Raw genomic sequence first — 17,261 nt, 5'->3', positions numbered from 1 at the left:
ACGTCCTGGCCTCCACCGCCGCCCGGTTTGTCCTTCGCGGGCAGTGATCCGGCCCATTGCCGGTCGCGCCGAGGCCATCGTGTTGTGTCCGACCGTTGTCTAATACAGGATCAGCAGGGCACTCGGAAGGAGCCCGACATCACCAGCGATCTCCCGCGCCTCGCGGCGGTGACCCGGCCGCACCGGGGAGCCGGCCTGGCCGGTTCCCCCGTTGTGCCGTACCCGCACGGCGGCCTGTCGAGGCACGCCAACCTGCCGCCGGGCGAGCGGTTGCGCGTGCTGCTGGTGGAGGACGACGAGGGTGACGCCTTCCTCGTCGGTGAGCTGCTCGCCGAGACGAACTCGATGATCGACCTCCTGATCGCCAGCAGCCTCAGCGAGGCGCGGCAACGGATCAGCAACGTCGACTGTGTCCTGCTCGACCTGGGCCTGCCGGACGCGCAGGGGCTGGACGGGCTGCGCCAGGTGCTGGAGATGTCCAGCGGCGCGGCCGTCTGCGTGCTCACCGGCCGCTCGGACGAGCACCTCGGCATCGTGGCGGTCGCCGAGGGCGCGCAGGACTACCTGGTCAAGGGCCAGGTCGACGGGGTGCTGCTGACCCGGGCGCTGCGCTACGCGGTGGAGCGCAAACGCGCCGACGAGAACGCCCGCCGGCTGCGCGAGGTCGAGCTGCGCCAGGCCGAGTCGGCTCGGCTCGAACGCGGCCTGCTGCCCCAGCCACTGATGACGACCGACCAGGTGGCGGTGCACACCTTCTACCGGCCCGGCCGGCACGCCGCGCTGATCGGCGGCGACTTCTTCGACGTGGTGCAGACCAGTCCGGACCGTCTCTACCTGATCGTCGGGGACGTCTGCGGGCACGGCGTGGACGAGGCCGCGCTCGGCGTCGAGCTGCGGGTGGCCTGGCGGGCACTGGTGCTCGCCGGCGTACCGGACGACGAGGTGCTGCCCGCGCTGGAGCAGGTGCTGATGAGCGAGCGCCGGCTCCAGGAGATCTTCGCGACGGTGGCCACCGCCCGACTGGACCTGGACGCCAACCGGGCCACCGTCCGACTCGCCGGGCATCCGCCGCCGCTGCTGCTCTCCGGCGGCCGGGTCGTTCCGGTGCCCGCGCCCGGCGGCCTGCTGCTGGGCGTACGACCCCGCCGGCCGATCGCCTACGACCTGGAGTTCGACACCGATGACTGGTCCCTGCTGATGTACACCGACGGCCTGATCGAGGGGCGGGTGGGCACGAGCAACGAGCGGCTCGACGTGCCGGGTCTGAGCGGGCTGCTCGATGAGCCGGCGAACCGCCAGGTGCCGCTGCCCGAGCTGCCGGCGTGGCTGGTCGGCCGGGCCGAGCAGATCAACGGTGGCCCGCTCGCCGACGACGTTGCCATGCTGCTGGTCAGCCGGGGCGGTGGCCGGTGACGCCGGTGGTCGGCGGCTGGAGCCTGCGCCGCCGGGTCATCACCCTGCTCACCGTCGTTGGCGTGCTGCTGATCGGCCTGGCCGCCGCCGAGGCGGCGATGGCGGCCCGCAACCGCACCCAGATCGACGCCATCCTGAACAAGACCGGCCCGCTGCGGGTGCAGGCGCAGGAACTGCTCAACGCGGTGCTCGACCAGGAGACGGGGGTCCGCGGGTACGCGGTCAGCGGTGACCCGGCCGACCTTGAGCCGTACCGGGCGGGGCTCGACCAGGAGAAGGACCTCGTCGCCTCGATGCGGACGCTGCTCGATGACTATCCACAGATCGGCCAGGAGCTGCGGACCGTCGAGGAGCGTGCCGAGCAGTGGCGGCAGGTGGTGGCGGAGCCAGTGATCACCACCACCGACCAGCGCGGCACCACCGCCGGGCAGGCGTTGGTCAACGACCAGGCCCGGCAGCAGTTCGACCAGGTCCGGTCGGCGGTCGGCGACCTTCAGCAGGAGATCCTGACCGCCCGGGAAGAGTCCGCCGCCGCCGTGCGTAGCAGCAGCAACGTGCTGGTCGTGCTCCTGATCATCGCCGCGTTGGTGGTGGTCGTCGCCGGCACGGTGCTGCTGCTCTCCCTGGACCGGATGGTGATCCGGCCACTCGTCGGGCTGGCCGACCAGGTCCGCGAGGTCGCCGACGGCGACTACCAGCACGGCATCGCCACCACCGGCCCGCCGGAGTTCATCCGGCTCGCTGAGGACGTGGACGCGATGCGCCAGAAGATCGCCTCCGACCTGGCCGAGGTGCGGGAGGCTCGCGAGCGCATCGAGTGGGTCAACACCCAGCTCCAGAAACAGGCCGAGGAGCTCACCCGGTCCAACCGCGACCTGGAGCAGTTCGCGTACGTGGCCTCACACGACCTCCAGGAGCCGCTGCGCAAGGTGGCCAGCTTCTGCCAGCTGCTCCAGCGCCGCTACGCCGGGCAGCTCGACGAGCGGGCCGACCAGTACATCGCCTTCGCGGTGGACGGCGCGCAGCGGATGCAGCGGCTGATCAACGACCTGCTCGCGTTCTCCCGGATCGGCCGGCTCACCGCGGGCTTCGTCGACGTCGACCTCAACAAGGTGATGGGCGACGTGGCCGGCCAGACCGAGGCCGCCCGGCAGTACGCCGACGCCGAGCTGACCTGGACCGAGCTGCCGGTGATCCGGGGCGAAGAGCCGCTGCTCACCAACCTGCTGGCCAACCTGGTCAGCAACTCGATCAAGTTCCGCCGCCCGGACGTGCCGCCGAAGGTGCACGTCTCGGCCCGGCTGGTCGGGACCGAGTGGGAGATCACCTGCCAGGACAACGGCATCGGGATCGAGCCGGAGTTCGCCGACAAGATCTTCGTGATCTTCCAGCGGCTGCACTCGAAGGATGCGTACCCGGGCACCGGCATCGGGTTGGCCATCGCCAAGAAGATCGTGGAATACCACGGCGGCCGGGTCTGGGTGGACACCGACGTGCCGGAGGGCACCGCCATCCGGTTCACCCTGCCGGCGCTGCCCGAGGCCATCGAGGCGGCCGCCACGGCCGCCGAGACGCCGGAGCAGCCGCCGGTCGAGGGTGACGCGACGGGCGAATCCGAGCCCTCGGCCGAGACGCCGCCCGCGCTGCCGGAGCAGTCCGCCGAGGCGGACCGGCCGGACCGGGCCGACGGGTCCCGGGAAAGCGGTAGAACGGGTGACATGAGGGAGACGGTGGGATGACCGCGCCAGCGGACGGCAAGAGCCCGATCGAGGTCCTGCTCGTGGAGGACGATCCGGGTGACGTGTTGATGACCCAGGAGGCGTTCGAGGAGCACAAGCTGCGCAACCGGCTGACCGTCGTGTCCGACGGCGCCGAGGCGCTCGCCTACCTGCGGCAGGAGGGCCAGTACGCCGACGCGGTGATGCCCGACCTGATCCTGCTCGACCTCAACCTGCCGCGCCGGGACGGCCGGGAGGTGCTGGAAGAGATCAAGAAGGACGAGGAACTGCGCCGGATCCCGGTGGTGGTGCTCACCACCTCGCAGGCCGACGAGGACATCCTGCGCAGCTACCAGCTGCACGCCAACGCCTACGTGACCAAGCCGGTGGACTTCGAGCGCTTCATCTCGGTGGTCCGCCAGATCGACGAGTTCTTCGTCAGCGTGGTCAAGCTGCCGCCGCGTGGCTGACACCCTGCTCGACGACGTCAGTGACCTGCTCCGGGAGGCCGCCGACCAGATCGTGCTGCCGCTGTTCCGCAAGCTCGACGAGGCGGACGTGTCGGAGAAGGCGCCCGGCGAGGTGGTCACCATCGCCGACCGCCGGGCCGAGGAGCTGATCTCCGCGAGGCTGCGCCGGCTGCGGCCGGGCTCGATGGTGGTCGGTGAGGAGGGGGTCGCCGACGATCCAGGGCTGCTGCGGCACCTGCGCGACGGCGGGGACGTCTGGCTGGTGGACCCGATCGACGGCACCGCCAACTTCGCCGCCGGCCGCCGGCCGTTCGCGCTGATGGTGGCGCTGCTGACCGACGGGCGGCTGACCGCCGGCTGGATCCTCGACCCGATGGCCGAGACCCTGGCTGCCGGCTGGGCCGACGACGGCACCCTGCTCAACGGTCGGCCGGCGGGCGGCGCGGTCGGGGTGCCGCCGCTGGGCGAGCTGCGCGGCGCGGCCATGACCCGGTTCCTGCCACCGGAGGCCCGGGACCGGGTCCGCGCCGGCGGCCGGCGGCTCGGCGAGTTGCTGCCCGGCCAGCACTGCGCCGGCCGCGAGTACCTGGACATCCTCACCGGCGAGCAGCAGTTCACCCTCTTCTGGCGCACCCTGCCGTGGGACCACGCCCCAGGCGCCCTGCTGGTCCGCGCGGCCGGTGGCGTTGCCCGCCGGTTCGACGGCGTCGACTATCACCCTGCCGGAGAGGGGCGAGGCCTGCTCGTCGCGGCCAACGAGCAGGTCTGGGCCGAGGTGCACGACGCCCTGCTCGGCTCCTGATCCACGCAGTCCGCGACGGTGGCAGCACGCTGCGTCGACACCGGAGCGGCGGGGCGGGCACGGGGCTGGTCACCGGCGCTCGTTCCGGTATCGTGACCGGCGGTCTCCGCCAGCAGGCCGCCGATCGGCGCCGGCGGGGACGCCGCCGTGCAGTGGAGTTCACCGGGGGCCGGCGGTCGACGGAAGGACGCTTTCGTGCCCAGGACCAGGCTCAGTCAGCTGCTCGCTCTGCTCGCTACCGTCACGCTGGTGCTCGCCGGTGGTGCGGTGCCCGCGTACGCGGAGCCCGGTGAGGGCGGCAGCAAGAAGCTGCAGGACGCGCTGGAGCTGACCGCCAAGGGCCACATCGAGGCCAAGGCCAAGCTGGACAACTCCAAGCGCCGGCAGACCGCCCTCACCGGCGAGCTGACCACCGTCGAAGCCCGGCTGGTCGGGCTCACCGCCCAGGTTGGCGAGGTGGCCGCGCAGTCGTACCGGGTCGGTCGGCTCACTCCGGCGTCGATGCTGCTCAACACCGCCACGCCGCAGGCGTTCCTGCAACGCGCTTCCGACCTCGACCTGATGGCGCAGCGGGACAGCAAGCGGCTGCGCGATCTCGCCGACGCCCGGCAGCAGGCGCAGCAGGCCAAGGTCGCCATCGACGCCGAGGTCCGCGAGCAGCAGAAGCAGCTCGCCGTGATGGCGAAGAAGAAGAAGGAGGCCGAGGCGGCGCTCGCCGAGGTCAGCTCGGGCAGCAGCAACGGTTTCAGCGGCGGCAGCTCCGCCTCGGCGAAGCCGGCGCCGCGCAACCCCGACGGTTCCTGGCCGTCGGAGTCCTGCTCGGTGGACGACCCGACCACCTCCGGCTGCATCACCCCCCGCACCCTCAACGCGCTCAAGCAGACCCAGGCGGCCGGCTACAAGCGGTACGTCTCCTGCAAACGCGAGGGTGGCGGCGGTGAGCACCCGAAGGGGCGGGCCTGCGACTTCGCGGCTGCCACCAACGGCTTCGAGGACCGCAACGCGACCGGCGGCGACAAGGCGTACGGGGACAGCCTGGCCGCCTGGCACGTGCGCAACGCCGACCGGCTGGGCGTGCTCTACGTGATCTGGTACCGGCAGATCTGGCACCCCGGCACCGGCTGGCGCTCGTATAGCGGCAGCGGCAGCCCGGCAGCGAGCCACACGAACCATGTTCATCTCTCGATGTACTGACCCGGAGCATCAGCTTCGCTGCGTACCATCGCGACGATGAGCTCCCCACCGTCCGACGTGGCGGCCCCGCAGGCGTCCTCGGCCTCGTCCGTGCCGATCACCGGCCGGGCGCTGCCCAACGGCCTGGCCGCCTTTCTGGTCTTCTTCTCCAGCGGCGCCGTACTGGTGCTGGAGACCGTCGCGCTGCGCCTGGTCGGCCCGTACGTCGGGGTGACCCTCCAGGTGACCAGCTCGGTCATCGGCATCGCGCTGGCCGCGATCGCGTACGGGGCGTGGTCCGGTGGCTGGCTGGCCGACCGGCGCAACCCGCGGGGTCTGCTGGCGCCGGCGCTGGTGCTGGCCGGCATCGCCACCGCGATCACCCTGCCGGTGGTCCGGTACGCCGGTGAGGTGCTGCGCGGCGGTGCGGCGACCGCCATCCTGCTGCTGGTGGCGCTGGCCGTGTTCGTGCCGGCGGCGCTGCTGGCGGCGGTCACCCCGCTGGTGGTGAAGCTCCAGCTCGCCGACCTGCGCCGGACCGGCCAGGTGGTCGGGCGGCTGTCCGGGATCGGCACCCTGGGCGGCATCACCGCCACCCTGCTCACCGGCTTCGTGCTGGTCGCCGCGCTACCCAGCACGGTGATCCTGCTCGCGCTGGCGATCGCGCTCGGTCTGGCCGGCATCGGCCTCGGCTGGTACCTGCGTCGGCAGGCGCCCACCGAGCTGCCCGGTCCGGCCCGGGCCCGGGCCGCGCTGGCCGTGCTCGGCCTGGTCGGGGCGGGGCTGACCACCGTGGCGCCGAACCCGTGCGACATCGAGACGGCGTACCACTGCGCCCGGGTGACGTCCGACCCGGACCGGCCCAGCGGGCGCACGCTGCTGCTCAACTCGGCCCAGCACTCGTACGTGGACCTGGCCGACCCGAAGCACCTGGAGTACGCGTACACGAAGTGGATCGGCGCGGTCGCCGACGTGGCCGCGCCGGCCGGGCAGCGGTTGGACGCGCTGCACCTGGGCGGCGGCGGGTTCACCGTGCCGCGCTACCTGTCCGCCACCCGGCCGGGCACCGACAACGTGGTGTTCGAGATCGACGGCGGGCTGGTCGAGCTGGGCGAGCGGGAGTTGGGCGTACGCCCGGGGCCGGAGCTGCGGGCGGTGGTGGGTGACGCCCGGATGCTGGTCGTGGGTGAGCCGACGGACAGCCGTGACCTGGTGGTCGGCGACGCGTTCGGCCACCTGGTGGTGCCCTGGCACCTGGCCACCCGCGAAATGGCCGCCGAGGTCCGGCGGGTGACCCGCCCCGGTGGGGTGTACGTGCAGAACGTCATCGACTATCCGCCGCTGCGGTTCATCCGCGCGGAGCTGGCCACGGTGGCCGCCGAGTTCGAGCACATCGCGTTGATCGCCCCGCCGGAGGCGCTCGCCGAGGAGCAGGGCGCCAACTTCCTCATCGTCGCCTCCGACGCGCCACTGCCGCTGGCCGCCGTCCGCGCCCGGCTGGACGAGGTCGATCGGCAGGTGAGCCTGCTGTCCGGCCCGGAGCTGACGGATTTCATCGGTGCCGCGTTGGTGCTGACCGACGACTACGCCCCGGTGGACCAACTGCTGGCGACCGCCTGAACGGGTGACATTCCTGACCGATTCCGATACTTGAGGTGTAGCCGGGCCCCGTGCGGGCAACAACGGCCACCATGGGTGGTGAGGACCGGAACAGCGCGCAACTCCTCGATGAGCGGTACCGGCTCGTCGAGCAGCTCGGCGCGGGCGGCATGTCGGTGGTCTGGCGGGGCTACGACGAGGTGCTCGGCCGCCAGGTCGCGGTGAAGGTGCTGGCTTCCCGGCTGGCCAGCGACCGGGCCTTCCGGCATCGGATCCGGATCGAGGCGCAGGCCGCCGCGCGGCTCTGCCACCCGCACATCACCAACGTGTACGACTACGGCGAGTCCCAACAGGTCGGCCTGACCGTGCCGTACGTGGTGATGGAGCTGGTCGACGGCGGTTCGCTGGCGAACCGGCTGGGCCGGGAAGGCCGCCTGCCCTGGCGGGAGGCGGTGACCGTCGGCGCGGAGGTCAGCTCCGCGCTCGCCACCGCGCACGCCCGCGGCGTGGTGCACCGCGACGTGACCCCGGGCAACGTGATGCTCACCTCGACCGGGGTCAAGGTGGTCGACTTCGGTATCTCCGCGCTGGTGGGGGAGAGCGAGAAGGGCCCGGACGGGACACTGCTGGGCACGCCCGCGTACCTCGCACCGGAGCGGCTGGACAACGGCCAGGTCTCCCCGGCCACCGACGTGTACGCCGTGGGGCTGCTGCTCTACCGGATGCTCACCGGCCGGTTGCCGTGGCAGGCCAGCACGACCACGCAGATGCTGCGCGCGCACATGTACAACGAACCGGAGCCGATGCAGGCCGTGCCGGGGCTGCCCGACGAGGTGACCGACCTGGTGCGGCGCTGCCTGGCCAAGCAGCCCGGGGACCGGCCGGCCACCGCCGAGCTGGCCCGCACCCTCGCCGACGCGGCCGGAATGCTGGCGGCGGTGCCGGTCTCGCCGGCCGCCGGACCGCTGGACCCGGCCGCGCTGGCCAGCGCGGGCACCACGATCCTGCCCTGGTCGGCGGAGACCGACGCGCTGCCGCTGTCCCGTACCCGCAACCGGATCCGGCGGGCGAACCGGCGCCGGCGGGTGGAGGCCGGAGTGGCCGCCGCCAGCCTGATCGCCGTCACCGGGGCGCTGTGGGGGTTCACCTCGCGAAGCCCGGCCAGCGGTGAGGACCGGCCGCCTACCGAGGCCCGGATGGGTCTGCCGAAGGCGGCGCCCTGCGAGGTGGCGTACGCGCTGCGTGCGGACTCCGGCAAGGACTTCGCCGCCGAGCTGACCCTGACCAACACCGGGGGCAGCGAGCTGCGTGACTGGACGATGAGCTTCACCTTTCCCGGTCAGCAGACGGTGACGAAGGCGGAGCCGACCCCGGTGCACCAGCAGGGGCGCACGGTCCTGATCCGGCCGGCGGCCCAGCGCGCCACGTTGGCGCCCGGCGCGGCCGAGAAGCTCACCCTGGCCGGGAAGTACAGCGGGGCGAACCCGCTGCCGGTGGAGTTCCGGCTCGGCGACGCGACCTGCGGGGTACGGGTCTCCGGGGTGGCCGGCACCGCTCCGTCCACCGCCCCGCCGAAGAAGCCGGCCACGAAGGCCCCGGCGAAGGCGGCGACGGTCCGTGGCGGCTCGGGCTCGGGCAGTGGCACCACGAAGGCCAAGCCCGCGAAGCCCAGCAAGGGCAAGGGTGGTGGTTTGGGAAAAGCGGAAGAGTGACCAAGGGTCACGGCGGCGGGAAGAATTGGACCGCTCAGCGCTGCCCCGCGAACCGTTGCACCTGGTCGATCCCGCCCTCCACGACCAGCAGCACACCCTCGGACAGCGCCATGCTGTCGGACGCGTACCGGAAGCGCTCGCCCGGCAGCTTCGCGCCGACCACCCGGACCCCGTAGCGCTCCTCCGGACGCAGGTCGAGCAGGGTCCGCCCGACCAGGGACTCCGGCACCCGGACGGTGGCGATCGCGAAGTCGTCGTCGAACTCGATGAAGTCGAGCAGCCGGCTGACGATCAGGTGCGCCACCCGGTCCCCGGTCTCCGCCTCGGGGAAGATCACGTGGTGCGCACCGACCGACGACAAGATCTTGGCGTGCTTCTGCGAGGTCGCCCGCGCCCAGATCTGCGGCAGGCCCAGCTCGACCAGCGCCAGCACGGTGAGGACGCTCGCCTCCACCGAGGCCCCAATGGCCACCACCGCCCGCCCGAAGCTGGCAACGCCGAGCTGCCGCAGCGCCCCCTCCTCGGTCGCGTCGGCCTGGACGACCCGGTCGAGCTGAGCCGACCAGCGCTGGACCTGTTCCGGGTTGCGGTCGATGGCCAGCACCTCGCGGTCCATCCGGCTCAGCGACCCCGCCAGGTGGCAGCCGAACCGACCCAGCCCGATCACCACGACGCCGCGGCCGTCCGCGCGCCTAGCTGACACCTCGACCCTCCTTGCTGCTAACCGACAACGGGTTGTTCCTGGGGGTAGCGGTAGAGCCGGCGCCGGGTGTTCAGGGCGATCGCCGAACCGAGGGTGAGCGGCCCGACCCGGCCGATGAACATCAACACGGTCAGGGTCAGTTGGCCGCTGGCCGGCAGCGTGCCGGCCAGCCCGATGGTCAGGCCGGTGGTGCTGAAGGCGGAGGTGACCTCGAACAGGGCCGCGACGAAGCGGACCCCCTCGGTGAGCAGCAGCAGGGTCATCGTCCCGGCCGTGACCAGCGCGACGCTGAGCAGCGCCACGGTGATGGCCTGTCGCTGGCTGGCGGTGGCCACCCGGCGGTGCCCGACCGTCACGTCGGGCTCGCCGCGCAGCTCCGCCCAGAGGGTGAACGCCAGCAGGAAGAACGTCGAGACCTTGATCCCGCCGGCTGTGCTGGCGCTGCCGCCGCCGATGAACATCAGCACGATCAGTAGCGGATAGCTCTCCTCCTGCAGGGCGGTGGTGTCCAGGACGCTGAAGCCCCCGGTGCGGCTCAGCGCGATCTGGGTGAACGACGCGAGCGCCTTGCCCCGGACGTCGTACGGCCCGATGGTGCCGTCGTTGGTCCACTCGGCGGCGAGCAGGCCGGCGAAGCCGAGCAGCAGCAGCACGGCGCTGCCCCAGATGGTCAGCTTGGTGGCCACCGCCCAGCGCGTCGGCTGCCGCCACTCGCGGACCGCCTCGAACAGGGCGGGGAACCCGAGCCCACCGACGATCGCGCCGAACGCCAGCGGCAGCGACACCGACGGGTCGCGGTCGAAGGCCAGCAGACCGTCGGAGTAGAGCGCGAAGCCACCGTTGTTGAACGCCTGGACGGCGTGGAAGACGCCCGACCAGAGGGCGCGCCCGGGTGGGTAGTCGTAGGCCAGCCACAGCCGGCCGGCGACCAGCGCGGTCATCACCGCCTCGCAGGCGAAGACGGTCACCGCGATCCGGCGCAGCAGCCGCCCCACGTCACCGATGCCGAACTCCGCCGTCTCGGCCTGCACCAGTAGCCGGTTACGCAGCCCGAGCTGGCGGGAGACCACCAGGATGACCAGCGCCGCGACGGTGAGGATGCCGAGGCCGCCGAGCTGGGTGAGCAGGGTGATCACCAACAGTCCGCCGCCGGACCAGTAGTTGGGGGTGTCGGTGACGGCCATGCCGGTGACCGACACGGCGGAGGTGGCGGTGAAGAGCGCGGTGACCAGGGGTGGGCGCTGGTGGTCGACGGTCGCCCAGCGCGTCATCAGCAGCCCGGTGCCGAGCAGGATCGGCACCAGGAACCCGAACGGCACCAGCCGCACGGGGTTGCGGAGAAACCGGCGCACCAGACAATCTTCCTTTTCCGTGTCATCAGGGGAGTGGGAACGCTCATTCCGGAGATTCATCTGCCGGCCAGTCACCGACCAACTCCCGGTCAATCGAAGCCGATCTGCTGAAGCGGTTCCCCCGACGACAGGAGACGGCGTTGCGACGTACCCTCTCGACCCTCGGCCTGGCCGGCGTGTTGCTCGCCGCCGCCGTGGCAGTACCGACCATCGCCACCGCCGACCCGGCGGCCAAGACGGACCGCTCCCGGGCGTCCGACCGGCCGATCGTGATCGGTCACCGTGGCGCGAGCGGCTACCGGCCGGAGCACACCCTGGAGGCGTACCGGCTGGCGATCCGGATGGGCGCCGACTACGTCGAGCCGGACCTGGTCTCCACCTCCGACGGCATCCTGGTCGCCCGGCACGAGAACGAGATCTCGGGTACCACCGACGTGTCGACGCACCCGGAATTCGCCGCCCGCAAGGCGACGAAGACCATCGACGGTGTCGCGGTCACCGGCTGGTTCACCGAGGACTTCACCCTGGCCGAGCTGAAGACACTGCGGGCCAAGGAGCGGCTGCCGCAGGTCCGGGTTGCGAACACCGCGTTCGACGGTCGCTTCGAGGTGCCCACTCTCCAGGAGGTCATCGACCTGGCCCGTGCCGAGGGGCGGGCACGGGGCCGCACGATCGGCATCTACCCGGAGACCAAGCACCCGAGCTACTTCGCCTCGATCGGGCTGCCGCTGGAGGAGCCCCTGGTCCGGGTGCTCCGGCAGAACAAGCTGACCAACCGCAACGCGCCGGTCTTCATCCAGTCGTTCGAGACGGCCAACCTGCGCAAGCTGAACCGGATGATCGACGTCAACCTGGTCCAGTTGCTCGACGCCACCGGCCGCCCGTACGACTTCACCGTCGCCGGTGACTCCCGCAGCTACCAGGACCTGGCCAAGCCGGCCGGGCTGAAGTGGATCGCCGCGTACGCCGACGGCATCGGGGCGAACAAGAACCTGATCGTGCCCCGGGACGCGGCCGGCGCGCTGCTCGCCCCGACCACGGTGGTGCGCGACGCGCACCGGGAGCGGCTGCTCGTGCACTCCTGGACGTTCCGCGCGGAGAACCAGTTCCTGCCGGTGGACTTCCGGATCGGTACCGACCCGAACGGCCGCGGCGACATCACCGCGGAGTACGAGCTCTTCCTCGGCCTGGGCCTGGACGGCGTCTTCACCGACCACCCGGACACCGCCGTCGCCGCCCGCGCCGGTCTCGCCGAGAGCTGACCCGGCCCGGAGCTGATCGGCTCCGAGCCGTACCGCCGGGCTGATCCGCGCCTGGCTCGCAGGCTGGCCCGTCGTCCGTCACCCGGACGGCGGGCCAGCGGCACCTCCACCCCCGCGCCACTCACGCTCACCGACGACCCGCTCGCAAGATCGCCCCGGGCTCGCGGATGGCGCGCGACGACACAGGGCTCGGGCGGTCCGTGGGGGTGCGGGCCATCGGGCGACCGGGCTTTCGCGTGGTAGGTCGGCCCGTTGTAACGCCCGGCCACCTCATTCCTGTTACTTGTGTGTTTCCGCCACATAGCTCGTGGGTGACGTCACTTCTAGCGTGAGCCGACACGAAGAAGTTCTCTCCCTCCGAGTCCTCATGTGGAGTCGCAATGACGGTCCGGACGACGCGGCGGGTGTTCCTCTCCGCCGCCACGATGATGGCCGCGGCGTTGGCCGCCACGGCCTGTGGCAGCCCGCAGGACACCGCCACCGGCGGCGGCGACAGCGCCGCACCGGTCAAGGTCGGCCTGGTGTACTCCCAGTCGGGAGCCCTGGCCAGCTACGGAAAGCAGTACAGCGAGGGGTTCAAGGCGGGGCTCGACTTCGCCACCCAGGGCACCGGCAAGGTCGGTGACCGGAAGATCGAGCTGACCGAGGTCGACGACGCGGGCGACCCGGCCAAGGCGGTCTCCGCGGCGAAGGACCTGATCGGCAAGGGCACGAAGATCATTGCCGGCTCCACCGCCTCCGGCGTGGCGCTCCAGGTCGCGCCGATCGCGGCGCAGAACAAGGTCCTGTTCATCTCCGGGCCGGCCGCCACCGACGCGGTGACCGGTGCGAACAAGTACACCTTCCGCTCTGGCCGCCAGTCCTACCAGGATGTGGTGACCGCCAAGTCGTTCATCGGCGACCCGTCCGGCAAGAAGGTCGTGGTCTTCGCCCAGGACGGCGCGTTCGGCGACGCCAACGAGGCCGCCGTCAAGGCGGTCATCGGCGGCGCGGGCGCCACGGTGAGCAGCGTCCGGGCGCCGGCCAGCGCCACCGAGTTCACCCCGTTCGCCAGCCAGATCAAGACGGCGAAGCCGGATCTGCTCTTCGTCGCCTGGGCCGGTACCACCGCCCCGGCCATGTGGCAGAGCCTCGACCAGCAGGGCGTGCTCTCCTCCACCACGGTCGTCACCGGCTTGGACATCCGCTCCTCCTGGCCGACGTTCGGCGCCGCCGGCACGAAGATCTCCTTCCTGTCGCACTACTTCGACGGGGCCAGCGACACCGAGGCGTCCAAGGCCGCCAAGGCGAAGATCCCCGGCGGCACGCTGGACCTGTTCCACCCGGACGGCTTCGCCGCCGCCCAGATGGTGGTCCGCGCCGTGCAGGAGGGCGGGGACGACGTCGACAAGATGGTGACCGCCCTGGAGGGCTGGAGCTTCGACGGGGTCAAGGGCAAGATGACCATCCGGGCCGCGGACCACGCGCTGCTCCAGCCGATGTTCCAGGCCAAGCTGACCGGCAGCGGCACCGCCTTCACGGCAACCGCGCAGAAGAGCCTCACCGGTGACGAGTCCGCGCCGCCGGCCGTGGCCATGAAGGGCTGAACCATGCTCGCCACCCGCGGTCTGACCTGGCGGATCGGTGAGGTCGCCATCGTCGACAGCGTCTACCTCGACCTGGCGCCCGGGGAGTTCCTGGGCGTGATCGGGCCGAACGGCGCCGGCAAGACCTCACTGTTCAACCTGATCACCGGCCTGCGCCAGGCCACGGAGGGCCGGATCACCCTGGACGGGCAGGACATCGGGGCGCTCCCGCCGCACCGGCGGGCACGCCTCGGGCTGGGCCGTACCTTCCAGGCGTCCTCGGTCTTCGGCTCGCTCAGCGTGCGGGAGAACGTCCGGCTCGCCGTGCAGGCGCACCGCGGGGGCTCGATGAAACTGTGGCGGCGGGCGGCGGCCGACCGGGAGGTGGCCGCCGCCGCCGACGCGGCGCTCGACCGGGTCGGTCTCGGCCACCGGGGTACGGCGCTGGCCGGCACCCTGGCGCACGGCGAGAAGCGCAAGCTGGAGATCGCTCTGCTGCTCGCCGGCGAACCGCGGGTGATGCTGCTGGACGAGCCGATGGCCGGGGTCAGCGCCGAGGACGTGCCCGAGCTGGTCTCGGTGATCAAGTCGTTGACCGGGGACAGCGGCCGGGCGGTGCTGATGGTCGAGCACCACATGGACGTCATCCTGGAGCTGGCCGACCGGATCGCCGTCATGCACCACGGCGCGCTGCTGGCCTGCGACACCCCGGAGACGGTGATGGCCAACCCCACCGTGCAAGAGGCCTATCTCGGAGAGTCGCTATGACCGAGCCGATCCTCAACGTGGAGGACCTGTCGGTCCGGATCTCCGGGCTGCACATCCTCCAGGGGGTGTCCTTCACGGTCGCCCCGACCGGCGTGACCGTCCTGCTCGGCCGCAACGGGGTTGGCAAGACCACCACGCTGCGCGCGATCGTCGGCCTCACCCCGCCCGCCGGGGAGATCCGCGGCACCATCCGGATGGGCGCGCAGAGCCTGCTGGCCCGCCCCACCCACCGGCTGGTTCGCGGCGGGCTCGGCTACGTGCCCGAGGACCGCTGCGTGTTCGCCGGCCTCACCGTCGCGGAGAACCTGCGGCTCGCCGAGCGGCGCGGCGTCGCTCCGGCGTACGACAAGGTTTTCGCGCTCTTCCCGGAGCTGGACCGGCGCGGACGGCAACGGGCCGGTTCGCTCTCCGGCGGGCAGCAGCAGATGCTCGCGATCGGCCGGGTGCTGCTCAACGACAACCGGCTGCTGCTGGTCGACGAGCCGACCAAGGGGTTGGCGCCGAAAGTGGTGACCGAGGTGGCCGAGGTGCTGGAACGAGTCGCGGAGTCGGTGCCGGTGCTGCTCGTCGAGCAGAACCTGGCAGTGGTACGGCGGCTGGCCCGAGACGCGGTGGTGCTGGCAGCCGGCAAGGTCGCCTGGACCGGCGACGCCCGCGAGTTGCTGCTGGAGACCGCGCTGACCAAGTCGCTGCTCGGCGTCGGCTCGGCGGAGGTGGCGCACTGATGGGCACCGTCATCCTGTTGACGCTGACCGGGCTCGGCCTGGCAGCGCTGTACTTCCTGGTCGCCTCCGGGCTGTCCCTGGTCTTCGGCCTGGCCGACGTGCTCAACTTCGCGCACGGGCTGTTCCTCGGTGTCGGCGCGTACGCCACCTGGTGGGCGGCGGGCAACCTGCCGGGCGCCGGTGGTGACGGGTTCGGCTTCGTGCTCGCGGTCGCGTTCGGGGTGGCCGCCGGCACGCTGGTGGCGGTGCTGGTCGAGCTGGTGCTGATTCGCCCGCTCTACTCCCGCACCATCGAGCAGGTGCTGGTCACCGTCGGCCTGTCGCTGGCCGGGGTGGCGCTGCTCCAGGCCACCTGGGGTGCGGACGCCCGACCGTTCCCCCGCCCCGACTGGACCCGGCAGGTCACCGGGATCCTCGGCGCGCAGGTGCCGAACGGCGGCCTGCTGCTGATCATCGCGGCAGTGCTGGTGCTCGGCGCGCTGCTGGCCTTCCTGCGCTGGACCCGGTACGGCCTGGTGATCCGGGCCGGAGTGGAGAACCGGGAGATGGTGACCGCGCTCGGCATCGACGTGCGTAAGGCGTTCACCCTCGTCTTCGCGATCGGTGGGGCGGCCGCCGCGCTCGCCGGTGCACTCGGCGGGGTCTACTTCGGCACCGTCTCGCCCGGGCAGGGCAGCTCACTGCTGATCTTCGCGTTCATCGTGGTGGTGATCGGCGGGATGGGCTCGGTGGTCGGCTCCGCGTACGCGGCGGTCGTGGTCGGGCTGGTCCAACAGTTCGTCAACTACTACGGCACGTCCGGTCTGGGCGACATCTGCGTGGTCGGGCTGCTGGCCGTCGTGCTGCTGCTGCGTCCGCAGGGCATCGCCGGAAAGGTGGCAACGGCATGACGAACTCCGTGGTCGACGCGCCCCCCGCGCAGGTACCCGACGAGCTGACCCCGCAGCGGGGGCGGTGGCACCGTGTCCGTCCGTTCCTGCCGCTGGTCGCGCTGGCCGTCTTCGCGATCCTGCCGTACTCGACGATCTCCCTGCCGGGGATCTTCGAGGGGCCGGTCAACTCGCCCGGCACCCTGCAACTGCTCGCCATCTGCCTGATCTTCGGCGGGCTGGCCGCCGGGTACGACCTGCTCTTCGGCCGGACCGGGATGCTCTCCTTCGGGCACGCGCTGTACTTCGCCGCTGGCGTGTACGGCACCGACATCCTGGTCACCCGGGCCGGCCTGCCGCTCTGGCAGGCGGCGCTGTTGACCGTCACCGGCGGCACGATCCTCGCCGCGCTGCTCGGCGCGGTGGCGCTGCGTACCGTGGGCATCGCGTTCGCCATGGTCACGTTGGCCTTCGCTCAGGTCGGGGCGATCCTGGTGGCACGGGACTTCGGCGGGCTGACCGGCGGCGAGGAGGGCCTGCCGCTGGATGTGTCCGGGCTGCCCGCCGGGCTGGTGGGGGTGACCAACACGGTCAACCTGTACTGGCTGGCGCTGGCGTACCTGACCCTGGTGGTCTTCGTGGTGCACCGGGTGAGCGGTTCGCCGACCGGGCGGGTGCTGGCCGGGCTGCGCGACGACGAGCGGCGGATCGGCGTGCTCGGGCTGGACCCGTACCGCTACAAGCTGGTGGCGTTCACCCTGGCCGGCGGGCTCGCGTCGGCCGGCGGGGTGGTCTACTGCCTGATCGTCGGCGGCGCGTCGCCGCACATCACGTCCTCCGAGCTGACCCTGTCGCTGCTGGTCATGGTGGTTCTCGGCGGACCGGGCACCCGGTGGGGGCCGGTGCTCGGCGGCGTCCTCTACATGTACCTGGACCACCGGCTCACCGCCTTCGGCACCTCCGACGCGGTCGACAAGCTGCCCGCCGTCCTGAGTCACCCCCTGAGCCAGCCCCTGTTCGTCCTCGGCACGGTCTTCATCCTGGCCGTCTACTTCTTCCCCGGCGGCCTGGCCAGCCTGGCCCCCCGCCTGTCCCACCTCCGCAAATCCCTCCGCCCCTCACGCTGACCC

General features: G+C 71.8%; 15 protein-coding genes. 13 read left to right on the top strand and 2 right to left on the bottom strand.

Annotated features, from left to right (window positions below; genetic code table 11):
• The first annotated feature begins 168 nt into the window (after positions 1–168).
• From OG470_RS03530 to OG470_RS03500, 7 genes are all read left to right on the top strand, one after another.
• The gene (locus tag OG470_RS03530) at positions 169–1,413 is read left to right on the top strand and encodes a PP2C family protein-serine/threonine phosphatase (RefSeq protein WP_328420699.1); all 1,245 of its coding nucleotides are present in this window, start codon (positions 169–171) and stop codon (positions 1,411–1,413) included.
• Positions 1,410–3,152 (top strand): sensor histidine kinase, encoded by a 1,743-nt coding sequence (locus tag OG470_RS03525; RefSeq protein WP_328420697.1) that lies wholly within the window; start codon positions 1,410–1,412, stop codon positions 3,150–3,152. Before OG470_RS03530 ends, OG470_RS03525 begins: the two co-directional genes overlap by 4 nt.
• A complete protein-coding gene (locus tag OG470_RS03520) occupies positions 3,149–3,601 on the top strand; it encodes a response regulator (protein WP_328420695.1) in 453 nt (150 codons plus the stop codon). The genes OG470_RS03525 and OG470_RS03520 overlap by 4 nt, the downstream gene beginning before the upstream one ends.
• Positions 3,594–4,403, top strand: coding sequence for an inositol monophosphatase family protein (locus OG470_RS03515; RefSeq protein ID WP_328420693.1), 810 nt, complete (start codon positions 3,594–3,596; stop codon positions 4,401–4,403). Before OG470_RS03520 ends, OG470_RS03515 begins: the two co-directional genes overlap by 8 nt.
• A gap of 219 nt (positions 4,404–4,622) precedes the next feature.
• Positions 4,623–5,597 (top strand): coiled-coil domain-containing protein, encoded by a 975-nt coding sequence (locus OG470_RS03510; protein WP_328426113.1) that lies wholly within the window; start codon positions 4,623–4,625, stop codon positions 5,595–5,597.
• A gap of 36 nt (positions 5,598–5,633) precedes the next feature.
• Positions 5,634–7,196 carry a fused MFS/spermidine synthase gene (locus OG470_RS03505; protein ID WP_328420691.1) on the top strand — a complete coding sequence of 521 codons (1,563 nt, stop codon included), beginning with the start codon at positions 5,634–5,636 and terminating at the stop codon, positions 7,194–7,196.
• Positions 7,197–7,267: 71 nt separating this feature from the next.
• Positions 7,268–8,887 (top strand): protein kinase domain-containing protein, encoded by a 1,620-nt coding sequence (locus tag OG470_RS03500; protein WP_442931176.1) that lies wholly within the window; start codon positions 7,268–7,270, stop codon positions 8,885–8,887.
• 34 nt (positions 8,888–8,921) lie between these two features.
• On the opposite strand, the gene OG470_RS03495 is transcribed toward OG470_RS03500, so the two are convergent.
• Both OG470_RS03495 and OG470_RS03490 read right to left on the bottom strand, forming a co-directional pair.
• Positions 8,922–9,590 carry a potassium channel family protein gene (locus OG470_RS03495; protein ID WP_328420687.1) on the bottom strand — a complete coding sequence of 223 codons (669 nt, stop codon included), beginning with the start codon at positions 9,588–9,590 and terminating at the stop codon, positions 8,922–8,924.
• 17 nt (positions 9,591–9,607) lie between these two features.
• Positions 9,608–10,942, bottom strand: a complete 1,335-nt coding sequence (locus OG470_RS03490) for a TrkH family potassium uptake protein (protein WP_328420685.1) — start codon at positions 10,940–10,942, stop codon at positions 9,608–9,610.
• A 140-nt stretch (positions 10,943–11,082) separates the two neighbouring features.
• Between OG470_RS03490 and OG470_RS03485 the strand changes: the two genes are divergently transcribed.
• The 6 genes from OG470_RS03485 (at position 11,083) to OG470_RS03460 (ending at position 17,258) form a co-directional block, all read left to right on the top strand.
• Complete coding sequence (locus OG470_RS03485; protein ID WP_328420683.1) at positions 11,083–12,204, top strand: glycerophosphodiester phosphodiesterase; 1,122 nt, start codon at positions 11,083–11,085, stop codon at positions 12,202–12,204.
• Between the two features lie 380 nt (positions 12,205–12,584).
• Positions 12,585–13,790: a substrate-binding domain-containing protein gene (locus tag OG470_RS03480; RefSeq protein WP_328420681.1), complete on the top strand. Its 1,206-nt coding sequence runs from the start codon at positions 12,585–12,587 to the stop codon at positions 13,788–13,790.
• Positions 13,791–13,793: 3 nt separating this feature from the next.
• Positions 13,794–14,537, top strand: coding sequence for an ABC transporter ATP-binding protein (locus OG470_RS03475; protein WP_328420679.1), 744 nt, complete (start codon positions 13,794–13,796; stop codon positions 14,535–14,537).
• Complete coding sequence (locus tag OG470_RS03470) at positions 14,534–15,262, top strand: ABC transporter ATP-binding protein (RefSeq protein ID WP_328420677.1); 729 nt, start codon at positions 14,534–14,536, stop codon at positions 15,260–15,262. Before OG470_RS03475 ends, OG470_RS03470 begins: the two co-directional genes overlap by 4 nt.
• Positions 15,262–16,152, top strand: coding sequence for a branched-chain amino acid ABC transporter permease (locus OG470_RS03465; RefSeq protein ID WP_328420675.1), 891 nt, complete (start codon positions 15,262–15,264; stop codon positions 16,150–16,152). The genes OG470_RS03470 and OG470_RS03465 overlap by 1 nt, the downstream gene beginning before the upstream one ends.
• A complete protein-coding gene (locus tag OG470_RS03460; protein ID WP_328420673.1) occupies positions 16,149–17,258 on the top strand; it encodes a branched-chain amino acid ABC transporter permease in 1,110 nt (369 codons plus the stop codon). The genes OG470_RS03465 and OG470_RS03460 overlap by 4 nt, the downstream gene beginning before the upstream one ends.
• Positions 17,259–17,261 lie beyond the last annotated feature (3 nt).

It is taken from the genome of Micromonospora sp. NBC_00389 (assembly GCF_036059255.1).
Lineage (GTDB): Bacteria > Actinomycetota > Actinomycetes > Mycobacteriales > Micromonosporaceae > Micromonospora.
Note: the sequence above shows the minus strand (reverse complement) of the source record. Positions and strands in the feature narration are given on the sequence as shown.

Coding starts and splice junctions, on each gene's coding strand:
- OG470_RS03520 (WP_328420695.1), top strand. CDS start 3,149: ATGACCGCGCCAGCGGACGGCAAGAGCCCGATCGAGGTCCTGCTCGTG.
- OG470_RS03505 (WP_328420691.1), top strand. CDS start 5,634: ATGAGCTCCCCACCGTCCGACGTGGCGGCCCCGCAGGCGTCCTCGGCC.
- OG470_RS03500 (WP_442931176.1), top strand. CDS start 7,268: ATGGGTGGTGAGGACCGGAACAGCGCGCAACTCCTCGATGAGCGGTAC.
- OG470_RS03480 (WP_328420681.1), top strand. CDS start 12,585: ATGACGGTCCGGACGACGCGGCGGGTGTTCCTCTCCGCCGCCACGATG.
- OG470_RS03475 (WP_328420679.1), top strand. CDS start 13,794: ATGCTCGCCACCCGCGGTCTGACCTGGCGGATCGGTGAGGTCGCCATC.
- OG470_RS03470 (WP_328420677.1), top strand. CDS start 14,534: ATGACCGAGCCGATCCTCAACGTGGAGGACCTGTCGGTCCGGATCTCC.
- OG470_RS03465 (WP_328420675.1), top strand. CDS start 15,262: ATGGGCACCGTCATCCTGTTGACGCTGACCGGGCTCGGCCTGGCAGCG.
- OG470_RS03460 (WP_328420673.1), top strand. CDS start 16,149: ATGACGAACTCCGTGGTCGACGCGCCCCCCGCGCAGGTACCCGACGAG.